We start from the raw sequence: 15,320 nt of genomic DNA, 5'->3' as shown, positions 1-15,320 counted from the left end.
AAAAAATACAACAACAGAACGCAAAATGACCTAAGATCTATTTCAAGAACTCCGAGTTGAAAATCATAAAGAGTGTCTATGAATAAATTCAAAAACAAATCTTTAACTACTCATCAAGAAATTCTATAACACCAAAAAAGAAAAAATGTTCGAAAAAGGAAAAGATTGATCGAACTATTTTTTAAAAACCCAAAAATTTTGAAGCGTAAAATTAAAACCTAACGACACTACAATTTCAACGAATAATTTTGAAATTAAAAAATTCAAATGCCAACAATCAATTAAAAAATAGATACCCAAGGATTTCAAGGTAATACTGCCCATGACAACTACGATAAACTTCCAAAGTTGACTACCAATTGAAGAATCCGAACTACTGAAGGACCAGTATCTATTAATAGTAAAATTAACAACCGCTCCTAAACTCCCACTAATTACATTTGAAAAAGGTGCAGATAAATTCAATATGGTATAGCAAAAAGTATAAATTCCAAAATCGGACAGACCTCCAAGAAAAGCGGACAGTTGTGCTTTAAAAAAATTTCTATACTTAAAAGCCATTGGCAATTCTATTAATTTAAACCGTTTAATTTATCAGCTTTTTCTTTCGCGTCTCTAAGATCTCCCAATTTCAAAAGATTCTTAGTATCAGAAAAATTAATAAAAAACAAAGCGATACAGATTAGTAGAACCGAATAATCAATTGACCCTGGAAGTATAACCTCCAAAAGAAATACCAAACTAATTATAACTCGGATTTCTGTAGGCCCAAGCAATCCAGCATCAATAGTGTACTTATCTGTAATTTTATACCTCAATTGCGAAATAATCATCGCCCAACCATACAATGCTACTAGGATAAACCCAAGATACTTAAAATCGCCCACAGCGTAGAAGACATAGCCCAATCCAATAAACACAGTACTAAACCAGTCCATAACGATATCTAAGGCAAACCCATACCATTTTCTCGATTTATTACGATAGAAAGCAATCCTTCCATCTAGAGAATCGCCAAACCATTGGATAAAAAAACCAAGCACACCTAATAATAAAAATTGAATATTGAAGTACTCTGCGAGTAAAAAACTCCCCAAAATCATCAAAGAACCAAACAAACCAATTGCAGTAAGACCATCAGAAGAAAGCCAATTTGGAATTCTAGGCACCAAATAAGTAATCAACCTTTGTTCAGGATTACTTAAAATATTCGTGCGTTTACGATCCTGAAATAATTTTTTATTAATCTTTTGATTACTCATTTTTATTATTTTATAGCCATCGATTGTTTTTATACCACAACAAGCTTTCTTTCAACCCCTCTTCAAGCAAGAATTGTGGTTTGTAATCAAGTGATTTTATTGCATGTGAAATATCACAACCCCAATTTTCAGCGATTAATTCATTTAATCTTTCTGGGTAAATCACGGGAGTCTTTTGGGATCTTTTATAAAGCCTCTGTGAGATCTGTGCAAATGTTTTTACAAGCTGCAGGGGAATATGCATCCTTAATAGCTTTTTATTCATAACATTCTTAAAAATTTCTGCCATTTCATACCTGTGATAAACTTGGCCATCACTTATATTATAAAATTGCAAACCATCTTGAGAAGTTAAACAGCCCTTAAGCAAAACATTTACTAGGTCTTTGACATAAACGAAACTTAGTTTCTGAGGATTTCTACCTATATAAGGGTCCAGTCCCTTATTCATTGTATCAAAAAGTATAAAAATATCCTTCTCGCGGGGTCCATATACAGCCGTTGGTCGAAATATGGAAATTGGCTGATTGCCAAATTTATCACGGATCATTAATTCCGCCTCCATTTTACTCCTACCATACATCGTTAATGGCTGATAAGGAAAGGTCTCATCAATGAGTTTTTCGCTATTATATTTGATTGAACCAATAGCAGCTAAACTACTCACAAATGTTATTCTTTCTAAAGGGATATTTGAAGACAGGCCTGCCTCTATAATTGATTCGGTATATCCGACGTTTACAGTCCTCATCATCTCACTGTCTTTGGCCTTTGTCAAGGCAGCAGCATGAATAATGTAATGATATTGTTCCTTTTCAAATAAAGATTTTAATTCATTAACATTTCCTAAATTTGGGAACAGGAACTGATCAACATGAGGTTTTACAGCTGCAATATTACTTGTATTTCTAACCGCAGCATGAACTTCTAATCCCAAATTTTGAGCAGCCTCCACAAGGTGAGAACCTACAAACCCACTCGCTCCAGTAATGAAAATTTTCTTTTTCATATCGCTTTTTCATAAATGCGATATCGTTTATATAATTCAGCATTGATCTGTTCAATAGCATGATTCATCATGTAGTTATGATCAAGCATCCAAGAACATTCTGCCTCTTGAATCCCAGAAGGTAATGCATTTTTAATAATTCTGCCGTATAAACATGCCTCAATACCCAATTTACGATAATTCTCTAAAACACCCAACATTAATACTCGTACAGATTTAGTTTTCCTTCTACCAAATAATAGTTTAAAAATACCTGTAGGAAATAATCTGCCACGCTTAATTTTTATTAAAATTTCATTAATATTGGGAATACCTAATGCAAAACCAACAACCTCATCTCCTTTCTCTGCAATGATACAGTATCTCGGATCAACAATCATTTTTAGATCATTTGCTATGAAATTAAATTCTTCATCAGTCATAGGAACAAATCCGACATTTTTGTCCCATGCTTTATTGTAAATTGTTTTTATTTTTTCTGTTTCCTTCTTAAAATCTTTTAAATTGATTTCACGAAGTCGGATATTTGATCTTTCTAGTCTAGCTTCCAATTTGTCGAGCAGCAGAACTGAACGTTGGCTGGCGCCGTTTTTATTTACAAGATAAGCACGTAGATCAACTTTTTTTTCAAAACCATGTTGACTTATCAATTCCATATAATAGGAATAATTATAAGGCATCATGGCCATAGGAGGTCGATTAAAACCCTCTATAAGTAATCCACAGGTGTCATTTGTTGTTAGATTGATGGGGCCAACAATTTTATCACCTCCTTTTCCTTTGATCCAATCTTCTACAGATTGAAACAATTTATCAGCGACTTCTTGGTCGTTTATACAATCAAAAAACCCAAACTGACCCTCGTTCACCTGATTAAAAGAATTGGAATTGGTGTTCCAAATTGCGGCAATTCTTCCAACTATCTTTTTGTCCCTATAAGCAAGAAACAACTGGGCTGATGAATGCTTAAAGAAGGGATGCTTATTGGGATTAAGTAAATCTTCCTGTCCTAAGAATAATTCAGGGACGTAATTTGGATCATCCGCATATAAATCATGAGGAAAATCAATAAATTTAGCCCTTTCTTTTTTGGTATCTATAGGAACAATCGTAATCATGACCTGATTAATTAACTAATAAAACTCTCAACTTCCAATGATTTGAAAACTTTTGTCATCTTTTCTACAGCCTCATCAATTTGATCGAAAGTATGTGTAGCCATCAGAGAAAACCGAATTAAAGATTCCTCAGCGGGAACAGCTGGAGCAACAACAGGGTTAACAAAAATGCCATCGTCCTGAAGTTTTTTGGTCACGATGTATGTCTTTTCATTGTTTCGGATAAAAACAGGTAATATTGGACTTTCTGTCGGACCTAAGTCAAAACCGTTCTCTAACAATAGTTTCTTAGCATAATCTGTATTCGCCCATAATTTTTCTATGTGTTCAGGTTCCGTCTGAATGATTTCTAAAGCTTTAAGTGTTGAGGCCACAGATGCTGGCGTCATACTTGCACTAAACATCAAAGAACGTGCTCTATGTTTTAAAAATTCAATCGTATTCTTATCGGCAGCAACAAATCCTCCCAAGGAAGCGAAAGATTTACTAAATGTACCCATGATCATATCCACCTCGTCAGTTAAACCAAAATGGCTTGCGGTACCTGCTCCATTTTTACCAATAACTCCTAAACTATGAGCATCATCACATAATATTGCTGCATCAAATTCATTAGCTACTTTGACTAGTTCAGGTAATTTAACAATATCCCCTTCCATGCTAAAAATTCCATCTGTTGCAATTAACTTGAAACTTTCCTCAGGTAACCGGGACATTTTATCACGAAGATCATCTATATTGTTATGCGCATATTTTATAACCTTAGAAAAAGAAAGACGGCTGCCGTCGATGATAGAGGCATGATCGCGTTCATCTAATAGAATATAATCATGACGTCCAGTCAAACATGAAAGCGGACCCAAATTTGATTGGAATCCTGTACTGAAAAGAATTGCAGATTCTTTACCAACGAAATCTGCTAATTTTTCTTCAAGCTCAACATGAATATCTAATGTCCCATTTAAAAAACGTGATCCTGCACAGCCTGTGCCGTATTTGGCTAGTGCATCTTGAGCAGCTTGAATGATGCGTATGTCTGTCGTTAATCCTAAGTAAGAATTAGAACCAAACATTAAGACCCTTTTACCATCAATTTTTACTTCAGTATCCTGTTTGGATTGAATTGGTCTGAAGAAAGCATATAAGTTTTTAGACTTGATATCATTTAACTCGCCATTTAAAAACTGCGCAGTTCTTTCGTTTAATTTTCCCTTGCTCATTCGTCAGGTATCTATTTTCTCAAAAAAATTTACTTTTTGAACATTATATCAAAAACGTCAAAAATATTACAAAGGTAAAAATCACTTCAATTAGTTCCCTAATCCACGTTATAATTACACTTATTCACAAAAAATCGACGCAAACATACAAAACTTAAACCTCAATTTACGCTTGGATTGACATATAAATATCATAAATATAAATTAATATTAACATAATGTTTAGTAAAAAATACAATCAAGTTTTGCAAGGATTAATAAAACCTTACATTTGTGCTTCAAAATAATAATTAATAATGGCAATTTCATCTTCGGTTAACATAAAAAATAAACGTGCTTCCTTTGAGTACCACTTATTGGACAAATACATAGCTGGATTAGGGCTACTTGGAACCGAGATTAAATCAATTCGAGAAGGGAAAGCAAATATTAATGATAGTTTTTGCACTTTTTTTGAAGACGGCCTTTACATACGCAATATGCACATTGCGGAATATTCTTTTGGGTCATTTTATAATCATGAGGCAAAGCGCGATCGAAAACTACTTTTAACTAAAAAAGAACTTAAGAAACTTAAAGAAAAAGGCGAAGAAAAAGGGTATACGATAGTTCCTCTTCGGATATTCATTAATGAAAGAGGATTTGCCAAAATAGAAATTGCCCTAGCTCAAGGAAAAAAAGATTTTGATAAGCGAGAAACAATCAAAGACCGTGAAAGCAAAAGAGAATTAGATCGCGCGATGAAGAGATAATTTTTTAATAAAACGTTTAAACAGTTTAATCTGTTTAAACGACATCTAATCCAGTTAAAACAGGAATTGGTTGTTTATTATCATCTAATGCAACAAAGGTAAATCTTCCCTGTATTGCGACCTCCCTCCCGTCATTATACATACTTTCTAAAAAGATTTCTACAAAAACTTTCAAACTTGTTCTTCCTACACTTTCAACTCTAGCTATTGCCTCAACAATACTTCCTGAGGGAATTGCTTTATGAAAATTAATTTTATCTGTAGACACCGTAACTAATTGCTTGCGACAAAATCGTGTGCCACACATAAATGTTACTTCATCCATCATCGCCATGGCTTTACCGCCGAATAAAGTATCATGATGATTGGTATGAAAAGGAAACACAGTCATAGTAATGCGTGTTTCACTTTGTTCAATACGTTCTTGAATAGTCATTTTTTTTATTAAAGTGCAAAGTTAATTAACTTTTTCACTTTCCACTATCACACCTATTCCTTTAAGCAATAAGGACGCATTGAAAATCGTACATGCTCCTTTTTTAAGCTTATAATCAAAAAGCATCTCTGTGTCCTGAACTTGAATATCAAAATGATAATTTTTCAGAAGATTAGGATACTGTTCTGCCAATTCTGAGAGTTGAAGATCGTGTGTTGCAACCATCCCCTTTCCTTGCAAATTAATCAATTTTTTAATTATAGCTTTGGAACCTAAATATTTATCGACTGAATTGGTGCCACGCAGCATTTCGTCAACCAAGAAAAAACTAGAATTTATTTGCTCAACACGGTCTAGAATGAATTTCATACGATCTAATTCAGCTTTAAAGGTTGAGGTACTCTCGCTCAAAGAATCTTTAATTCTCATATATGTAACTAAATCGTAAATGGGAAGTTCAAATTTCTGAGCACAAACTACCGCTCCAGCATAAGCAAGCACAGCATTAATACCTATTGTTCGCAAAAATGTACTTTTCCCTGCCATGTTTGACCCTGTTATTAATGCAATAGAATGATCTAATGAACTATAATCATTTCCAATTGACTTTGCATTTGCAATAAGAGGATGTTTGATATCATGAGCTATTACCTCTTCCTTTTGAAGATCATCTTTAATCAATGGTTTGGTCCAATTTGGAAAATTATAACTTAAAATGGATAAAGAAACTAAACTTTCATAAATAGAAATAGATTCAAATCCATTTAAAATGTTGTCTTCATAGCAATTTTTCCATTTAGAAATAGCTATAACCTGTTTAAAATCCCAAAGGAATATCATGTTTAAGATAGCACCTACCAGCATATTATTTCTAGCATCCAGTTTATCAATCAACTTTCCTAAGTCATTAATAATACTTGATAATTTCTTTTGTTGATTATCAACAAGAATTTCTTGCTGAATATTCTTGCATAATGAATTTTGATAGGTTTTATCTTCAATTAATTTAATCGCTTGCGCAAATCCAATTAATGAAATCCCAACTTTATCGATTCGATTGGAAAACAGACTTACTGTACCTCCCTTACTCATTGTCCAGAGCAAATGAATTATCCCTAAAATAATTAAGTAACTACTAATGTTGAAGACCAATATGGAAAATAAAATCCCTAGAAGAAATATCCAAGGTACTATTGGTACATAAAAGCGCATAAATTTGTTTCCAAATTCAAAGGATTTGTTACGAAAATATCCCTCAAGAAAAGAGCTTAGGTTTGTTAAAGAACCCAAATTAAAAAACATTTTGCTTTGAAAAGATTGTAAATGTTCTGGATCTAAAGAGAGTTCCTCAATAGCCAGTTGTCTATCACATATTTCTTGTTTATTTGTGGCAATTGAGAACCAATTTGCCAACTTGGAAATGCCATCCTTAGTTGAACAGCGGTTAACAAATGCGAACAGAGAGTTTGCCCCAAAGACGTCTAAATCAGCACTGTATGGGTGATTTGGGTCTTCAAATTCATGACCCTGATCATACATACTAGGTTGATTATTTAAAATATTGATCTCATTTTCATTTACTTTCAAGAAAATTTTCTGTTCGTTTAATTTACGATCAACTTTACTTTGGGCATATATTAAAAATGAAAACACAAAAATTACCAAAAAAATTGCTGCTAAAACCAAAAATATATTATTGGTATTAAACAATTGAAAGATAGCAATACCACCAAAAACTATACTTAATAGTCTATATAGCGCATTTCGATTAATTTGCTTCTCTAATTGTTCAATCTTCTTTCTAGATTTTTCTACATTGGATTGATAAAACGCTAAACTCATACCGCAAAAATAGGTTTTAGTATTGAGAAGTCAATCGTAACTGATCATGAATATAAAATCAGGCTACCAAGCCTGGTCCCCGACTAAGGGCACAAATCGGAACGTATCTAATTCAATCCTTTCAAAATCACTTTCTCCAACGCGGAGGATGGTAACCATCTTTTGGAATTTTTCATCTCCAACTGGAATTACAAGGAGGCCTCCAAGTCGAAGTTGTTTAAGCATCTTTTGAGGAACAAAAGGTGCTCCCGCCGTGACAATGATTTTATCATATGGCGCATTCTCAGGTATTCCCTTTGATCCATCTCCTAAGAAAAAATGTGGTTTATATCCCATGTAAGGTAATACTTGGACCGTCCGGTTGAATAGGCTTTCTTGGCGTTCAATCGTAAAGACTTTAGCGCCGAGTTCCATTAAAATACAGGTTTGATAACCCGATCCTGTTCCAATTTCCAATACTTTATCACCTTTTTTGATATGCAATAATTGGCTTTGATAGGCGACAGTATAAGGTTGAGAAATGGTTTGTCCGTCTCCAATTGGAAAGGCAATATCCCGATAAGCTTGATTCCAAAAAGTCTCATCAAAGAAATAGTGCCGAGGAACTTTTCCAATTGCTTTTAACACGTTCTTATCCTCTATTCCTCGCTTTTCAAGGAGTTTTACCAATTGCTTTCGCGCACCTTGTTCTCGATAATTATCAACAAACTTATAAGCCATATTTATCAAAAATACCCTTAATTTACGAATAAATTAGGGGAAAAATACAAAACATTAATTATCAGTGAACTCCTGTTTTCTGTATATAAACTTACACTGATGACATAATTTTTGTACATTTATATCAAATAAAATTAATCTTATTACATCAATTCAACTTTTTAAAATCAACACCCACGTTAGTAAGGCACTAAAATATTCAATCATGAGAAAACTAACTATATTTTTATTATTTGTTTTTTTAAAGACCCAGTTTCTATTCGCACAAGAAACCTCTCCAAAAGATGATGATATTATTAAAGTTCTAGCTATTGGCAATAGTTTTTCACAGGATGCCTTGGAAACCTATCTCCATGAAATTGCTTCAAGCGCTGGAAAGAAAATCGTAATTGGAAATCTGTATATTGGAGGGGCTCCACTTGAATTACACCTAAAGAATGCTCATAATAATCTTAGTGCCTATAGTTATAGAAAAATTAATTTAGAAGGGGTAAAAAAAACAACCGAACAAATTAGTATTGATGAGGCCCTTAAGGATGAGAACTGGGACTTTGTGAGTCTGCAACAGGCTAGTACATTTTCTGGAAAATATGAAGTAGTTATGGAATCATTACCAGACCTTTGGACCTATGTATATGCCCATATGAATCCGGACACTAAACTAATCTACCACCAGACCTGGGCTTATCAACAAGACTCAAAACACAAAGGCTTTCAAAATTACAACAATGATCAACTGGTGATGTATGACAGTATCATCAACGTTACTCAGAGAATTGATAAATCGGGTGATTTCGTGTTTATAGTGCCCAGTGGTACAGCAATTCAGAATGCAAGGACTAGTTCTATTGGCGATGACTTTACCAGAGATGGCTATCATCTGAACTTAAATTACGGTCGCTTTACCGCGGCATTAACCTGGTATGCAAAATTATTCGATCTTGATCCAAGAAAAATCACATATAAACCCGAAAACATCACTGAATTACAAGCGAAAATTGCAAAAGAAGCAGCAAGAAAGGCCGCCAAAAAACCGTTTAGAGTTTCCAAGATTAAAAAATAACCACTTTCAACATATATTTTTGTGCAATGTATGTCGAATTAATAGGGATCAACATCTATTTGAATACGAACCCCTTTGTTCTTTTTATCCAAGTCAAAATGTAATATTGATTGTTTAATTAAATCTTTAACCTTAACAATTGAAATATCCTTCCTTTCAATTTTTAGAGTAATGGTTTGTATAAAATTATTCCTAACTCTTGAGATTAAAGGGGGTTCAGGCCCCAAAACTCTATTTCCAAGGTTTTGTCGCAACAAACCTGCTAACCGTTTAGCTGCATCGTTAACTAACTCATGATCGCTATGTTTTACATCCAAACGTATCAATCTGTAAAATGGTGGATATAAGTAGTTCTTACGCTCTGTAACCTCGGTCAAGAACATATCGTTATAATCATAATTTCTCACCTGTGACAAAATCCTGTGATTCGGCGTATAGGTTTGTATAATAACCTTTCCTTGAGTCTGACGGCGTCCTGCCCTTCCTGAAACCTGAGAAAACAAAGAAAATGCTCTTTCGTATGCTCTAAAATCGGGGTAATTTATCATCCCATCTGCATTGAGTATTCCAATCACACTCACATTTCCAAAGTCCAGTCCTTTTGCAACCATTTGAGTCCCGATTAGAACATCAAATTCATGGTTATCAAAGGCTGAAATCACACGATCAAATCCGTATTTACCTTTGGTAGAATCAAGATCAAGTCTTCCGATACGCAGCTCTGGTAATTGAATTTCCAACTCTTCTTCTACCCTTTCTGTTCCAAATCCTTTACTCTGCATATTAGGCATTCCACAGGCTTGACAGGTTGAAATCATTTCTTCTGAGAAACCACAATAATGACAATGAAGCAAATTACTGGTTTTGTGGTAGGTTAAGCTTACATCACAGTTAATACATTTAGCGACAACCCCGCAAGTCCCACATTGCAAAAATGGAGTATGTCCCCTCCTATTTTGGAATAAAATGACTTGTTCTTTTTTATCTACAGCTTCCTGAATTATTTTCAAAAGAGTTCCGCTGAAATAAGAAAACATATCCTCCTTTCTTGCCGCTTGAGCAATATCGACAATTTGAATATCAGGGAGTTGAGCCTCGCCATATCTTTCAAACAATTCAACCAAGCCATATTTCCCGGCTTTCGCATTAAAATAGCTTTCAACTGATGGGGTTGCAGAACCCAATAATATTTTAGCCTTATATTTATGTCCAAGGTATATGGCAGTATCACGCGCATGATATCGAGGAGCTGGATCATATTGTTTAAATGAGGTTTCATGTTCTTCATCAACGATGATTAAGCCCAATTCATCGAATGGTAAAAACACCGATGATCTAGCGCCTACAACTATTTTGTATTCACCTTTTGCAACCTTTTGCCATACTTCGGCCCTTTCATTATCGTTAAATTTAGAATGATACACTCCGAGCTTATCTCCAAAATGCAATTTTAATCTTTCGGTAATTTGAGCCGTGAGCGCTATTTCGGGTAATAAATATAATGCAGATTTGCCCCTGTCAATTATTTCTTCTATTAGCCGGATGTAAATTTGGGTTTTACCTGAAGAAGTAATGCCATGCAACAAAACAACCTCCTTTTGTTCATAGATAGTGTTTATCTGATCATATGCTATTTTTTGAGCTTTACTTAAGGTAAAATCAGCGGTTATCAAAACATCAGCTCCATCTAATCTACTAATCACCTTTTCTTGTACTTCAAAAACATTTTTCTCTATCAACGATTTAATAGCACTTGAACCACAGCCCGATGCTTCTATAACGTCGAGTTTACTTACATCGGTTTTTACCTTTAATAATTGCATCAATGCTATAAAAGCATCTTGCTGTTTGGGAGCACGATTCAAAGAGTCGAGTAAGATTTTTTTCTCATCTGGTCTATCGTATTCTGGTGATATTTTTAAAAACGCCTTTGTTTTTGGTTTATACCTCTGCTTAATTTCTTCAGAAATTAGAATGAATCCATTATCATATAAGCTCTTCAATAAGGGGAAAACGGATTTTTGTCCTAAAATCTTAATAACATCATTTACCGTTAAGACGCCCACTAAATCTAAAGCCTCAACAACCATATATCCTTTGTCTGAGAGCGTTGATCGATCTAAATTTGGATCTTCCGAAGAAACAATTTTGGTCTCAGAAGCCATTTTTAGAGCAGCGGGTAATGCGGCTTGCATAACTTCACCTAAATAACAAATGTAGTATTCTGAAATCCAGTCCCAAAGATCCAATTGTGATTGATTTACAATCGGATCGGTGTCTACTACATCTAAAATATATTTTGCTTCGTACTTTTGAGGAGATTGAGTGACAATTGATTTAACAATCGCAGAATAAATCTTGTTTTTTCCAAATTGAACGATGACTCTAATGCCTATTGCAATTTTATCGCTTAATTCAAATGGAACTCTATATGTATATAATTTTGCAATAGCTAATGGTAAAACAACTTCCACAAAATAAGTTGAACGACTTGATGGCCGTAATTCTGGTTGAGACATATAATAAAAATAACATTTTGAATTGAGATAGCTAATAACTAGTCAATTTGATCATTAAGTCCATAATAGAAAGTCTAAATCCTATTATTTAAAGTTATCATACAATAATGAATCCACGAAATAAACGGTATCTGTAGATCATTCTAGCCATCTTTTTACATTATGCTCTATGCTTTATCGCAGCTATAAATAATGAAATCCAACCGATGACAAAACAAAACCCACCAATTGGAGTAATTGGGCCAATGATTGATATATTATCAATATCTAATAAATTTCTTATGCTTAGTAAATATAAAGAACCTGAAAACAACAGAATTCCTAAAGTAAATGTAATATAAGAAACCTTAATAGATTGACTTTTTGCTCTCGAGAAGGTCGACAGAAATAATAAACCAAGTGTATGATAAAAATGATACTGATTTGCGGTTTTCCAAGTTTCTAACTGCGAAACAGAAATTTTACCTTCTAAACCGTGAGCACCGAAGGCTCCAAGGATTACAGCTAACAACCCCAAAAATGAAGCAGTTAGGATAATTTGTTTATTCATAAAAATAGCTAAAATAATCGCTCGCGAATTTTCGTTTATAAATGTATAAAATAACTTCCTAAAAAACACCTCAATTTTTACAATTTTGTCTATATTGAGTCTAATTTTCAAATAAAATGATCCTTTTTCAAGAATGAGAAATACCATAATTGTTGCCATTTTTTTATTTATTGCTGTTGTGATAGCATCGGTATTCTATTTTGGTGATCTAAACAAAGAACAACAAGAATCTGTTAGACCCATCAGTCATTTGCCGCAGGATACTTACCTCGTTACCTCCTTCATTAACGATGCAACGACAGACAATATTTTTAAAGATTTCGAGATATTCGAAGCAATAATTGGAAAAGGCAAACAATCAAGTTTTAGTTCCTTAAAGCAAAATATTCTACGCAATAAGAACATTTCACCTTACTTAGCTGGATCAGAAATTTTCATATCCTTTCACCCTAAAAAAAATGGAATAAACACATTAATAAGTATACCAAGTAATGAAAAGATTGAAAGTAATAAACTTACAGAATTACTTTCCAATTTAAAGCAAAAATATCATCTGAAAACTCAAGACACCGCCTCTGTAAAAATATTTAGTTTTACTCAACTGAAATCAGATTCTACCGATGATACACTTGAAGATTCAGTTTTTCATGTCATGTATAAATCAAATATTTTCTTCGCGAGTTATTCAAAGGAAATATTATTGAAAATAGCAGACAAAAACACAAAAAAACTTCAACATGATCAAATTGAATTTTTCAACAAACACAACAAAAAAAATACACCATTCACAGTTTATCTTCCTCATCAAAATCTCTCAAGCATCGTTTCAGAATTTAAAAGAAATAAGGCCGGAGATTTTCTGAAACAATTCGTTAATTTAAAGGGACAGACAGCTTGGAATATTAATTTTAAGCAGGATGCATTAATACTCTCAGGTGAGAGTGAGTTATCCGAAAATAACGAGCAGTTCATCAGTCTATTTGCAAATCAAAACAAAACGAACCAGCGATTATACAATTACTTTCCTTCAAATACTATGATGTTCATTGAATATTCCTTTAGTGACAAAAACCAATGGTATCAAGATCTTGAGAAATGGCAATCAACAAAAATTGAAAACAACCAGTTTCAGAAACTTAAAGAACAAATTAACACCGATCGCAAAGGTTTATTTGAAGAAATTAAATCTACCTTTGGAGGAAATTTTGCTGTAATTGAACAGAATAATTCTAATTACTTAGGATTTATTGAGATCTCAGATAGTACACTATTTAGTAAGATCATTCATGCAATTGCTGAAACTTCCACAGATAGTATATACCGTTTCAGATACAACAATATTCCATCACTTTATTTTGGTGAGGGGATGGAAGCATTTTCACGACCTTATTTTGTCAAAGTAGATGACTTGATAATTCTGGCAAACCATCAGTCCACAATTCAAACCTATCTAAACAATTGGAAATCTAGACAACTTTTGATTGGGACAGTAGGTTTTAAAAATTACGAACAAATTCAGGGCAATGAAGCAAATGTCACCTTCTTTATTAACACCAAAAACGCAAATAATTTTATAAATAACTCTATTCAAAGAAAGTATAGAGAAAATTTTAGGAATAAAGAAGATTACGGTTACCAAGATTTTTATTCTTGGTCTTTACAACTCTCTGGCAATAGTGGTAATTTTATAAGCAGATTATATGCTATTTATAAAAGCAAAAACAGATTAGGAGTCACCCCACAGTGGACTTATTCGATGAATAGTCGACTAATCAATGGTCCATATGTCTTTGAACAAAGTGACACTTCGCAACTAGTATTAGTTCAAGAACAAGATCATACCTTACATGCCATACATCCGAATGGAGCTAAATTATGGAGTGCATTACTTTCCGGTAGAATTGTAGGAAATATTCAACAATTACATGATCGATCATTAATTTTAGTAACCGACAGGAGGAGATTGTATCGGTTTGATACCAGTGGAAAAACATTAAAAGGGTTTTCAACCTCCATATCCAATGAACCTACGGCAGCACCAAGTATTGGTTTATGGAAAACTCATGAGATAATCTTTGTCCCAAGTAAAAACAAAATTTTAGCTTACGGTATGGAGGGAGGGCCACAAATGGGATGGGATGATATTCTAGTCGATGGTGAAATTCTAGGGCCTATCCAAATCGTTGATAGTCAAATAATCGTCTCAACGGATTCAGGAAAAATATACTTTTTTGACTTTCAAGGCAACAAAACAAGTGAAATTGATGTGCTCAGGGAAGGGAAACTGGTTGGACCTTTAGGTATTATCAAACTAGAAAATGAATCTGTAATCTATTGCACAGATGATGGTGGGAATGTATACCAAATCAAAGAAAATGGAAGCAGTAAAGTAGTATTTGAAGGTAATTGGAACGATAAATTCACCTCGAATTACTCTAATATTCATGGGACTAGTCTCCCTGAACTTATCATAACTGACGACTCAAATTTGCAAGTGTATCAACTAGGTGATTCCTTAAACATGATCTATGACTACACCTTTACGCATAATATCAGTAATGATCCTAGTTTTTTTAAAATAGGAGCTGATAAAAATCAAATGGGAATAGCAACAAAAGGGACAAATTTGATATACTTGTTTAAGGAGAATGGCTCGCTTGTAGATGGTTTCCCTGTTGAGTCATTGCCCTTATTTTATTATGGTAAAATCAATTACAATTCAGGCAATTATCTGATCACTTCAAAACGTGATTTTAAAATCTACAGTTATCCACATTAAGAAGTTAGTACTCAATACTTTTCAAGCATTTAAAAAATACTAAAAAGTTT

The 15,320-nt window shown here is 33.6% G+C and carries 13 protein-coding genes; 3 read left to right on the top strand and 10 right to left on the bottom strand.

Annotation, left to right across the window (positions count from 1 at the left end):
• Nucleotides 1–174: 174 nt before the first annotated feature.
• From AC6CHH_RS07345 to spt, 5 genes are read right to left on the bottom strand one after another with little or no spacing between them, the layout of a single operon-like run.
• Nucleotides 175–561 (bottom strand): GtrA family protein, encoded by a 387-nt coding sequence (locus AC6CHH_RS07345; protein ID WP_498281322.1) that lies wholly within the window; start codon nt 559–561, stop codon nt 175–177.
• Between the two features lie 11 nt (nt 562–572).
• A complete protein-coding gene (locus AC6CHH_RS07340; RefSeq protein ID WP_498281320.1) occupies nt 573–1,262 on the bottom strand; it encodes a CDP-alcohol phosphatidyltransferase family protein in 690 nt (229 codons plus the stop codon).
• Between the two features lie 10 nt (nt 1,263–1,272).
• The gene (locus tag AC6CHH_RS07335) at nt 1,273–2,271 is read right to left on the bottom strand and encodes an NAD-dependent epimerase/dehydratase family protein (protein ID WP_498281318.1); all 999 of its coding nucleotides are present in this window, start codon (nt 2,269–2,271) and stop codon (nt 1,273–1,275) included.
• Nucleotides 2,268–3,389, bottom strand: a complete 1,122-nt coding sequence (locus AC6CHH_RS07330; protein WP_498281316.1) for a hypothetical protein — start codon at nt 3,387–3,389, stop codon at nt 2,268–2,270. Before AC6CHH_RS07330 ends, AC6CHH_RS07335 begins: the two co-directional genes overlap by 4 nt.
• Nucleotides 3,390–3,400: 11 nt before the next feature.
• Nucleotides 3,401–4,609: a serine palmitoyltransferase gene (spt, locus tag AC6CHH_RS07325; protein ID WP_498281314.1), complete on the bottom strand. Its 1,209-nt coding sequence runs from the start codon at nt 4,607–4,609 to the stop codon at nt 3,401–3,403.
• Nucleotides 4,610–4,905: 296 nt separating this feature from the next.
• Between spt and smpB the strand changes: the two genes are divergently transcribed.
• The gene (smpB, locus tag AC6CHH_RS07320; RefSeq protein WP_498281312.1) at nt 4,906–5,361 is read left to right on the top strand and encodes an SsrA-binding protein SmpB; all 456 of its coding nucleotides are present in this window, start codon (nt 4,906–4,908) and stop codon (nt 5,359–5,361) included.
• 34 nt (nt 5,362–5,395) lie between these two features.
• Here smpB and AC6CHH_RS07315 read toward each other — a convergent pair whose 3' ends face one another.
• From AC6CHH_RS07315 to AC6CHH_RS07305, 3 genes are all read right to left on the bottom strand, one after another.
• Complete coding sequence (locus AC6CHH_RS07315) at nt 5,396–5,797, bottom strand: acyl-CoA thioesterase (protein WP_498281310.1); 402 nt, start codon at nt 5,795–5,797, stop codon at nt 5,396–5,398.
• A gap of 21 nt (nt 5,798–5,818) precedes the next feature.
• Nucleotides 5,819–7,639, bottom strand: coding sequence for a MutS-related protein (locus AC6CHH_RS07310; RefSeq protein WP_498281308.1), 1,821 nt, complete (start codon nt 7,637–7,639; stop codon nt 5,819–5,821).
• A 63-nt stretch (nt 7,640–7,702) separates the two neighbouring features.
• Complete coding sequence (locus AC6CHH_RS07305; RefSeq protein WP_498281306.1) at nt 7,703–8,359, bottom strand: protein-L-isoaspartate(D-aspartate) O-methyltransferase; 657 nt, start codon at nt 8,357–8,359, stop codon at nt 7,703–7,705.
• A 205-nt stretch (nt 8,360–8,564) separates the two neighbouring features.
• Here AC6CHH_RS07305 and AC6CHH_RS07300 point away from each other — a divergent pair, with 205 nt between their 5' ends.
• Nucleotides 8,565–9,422: a DUF4886 domain-containing protein gene (locus AC6CHH_RS07300; protein WP_498281304.1), complete on the top strand. Its 858-nt coding sequence runs from the start codon at nt 8,565–8,567 to the stop codon at nt 9,420–9,422.
• 38 nt (nt 9,423–9,460) lie between these two features.
• Here the strand turns inward: AC6CHH_RS07300 and priA are convergent, their stop codons facing one another.
• Together priA and AC6CHH_RS07290 are read right to left on the bottom strand one after the other, a co-directional pair.
• Complete coding sequence (gene priA / locus AC6CHH_RS07295) at nt 9,461–11,941, bottom strand: replication restart helicase PriA (RefSeq protein WP_498281302.1); 2,481 nt, start codon at nt 11,939–11,941, stop codon at nt 9,461–9,463.
• A gap of 160 nt (nt 11,942–12,101) precedes the next feature.
• A complete protein-coding gene (locus AC6CHH_RS07290) occupies nt 12,102–12,650 on the bottom strand; it encodes a DUF423 domain-containing protein (protein WP_498281300.1) in 549 nt (182 codons plus the stop codon).
• On the opposite strand from AC6CHH_RS07290, the gene AC6CHH_RS07285 reads away from it, so the two are divergent.
• On the top strand, nt 12,625–15,270 hold the full coding sequence (locus AC6CHH_RS07285) for a hypothetical protein (protein ID WP_498281298.1): 2,646 nt from the start codon (nt 12,625–12,627) through the stop codon (nt 15,268–15,270). The two genes, AC6CHH_RS07290 and AC6CHH_RS07285, sit on opposite strands and share 26 nt — an antisense overlap.
• Nucleotides 15,271–15,320: the final 50 nt, after the last annotated feature.

The sequence above is a fragment of the Sphingobacterium sp. GQ94 genome (assembly GCF_059758715.1).
The sequence above is the reverse complement of the archived record's forward strand: the minus strand, read 5'-3'. Positions and strand labels throughout refer to the sequence as shown.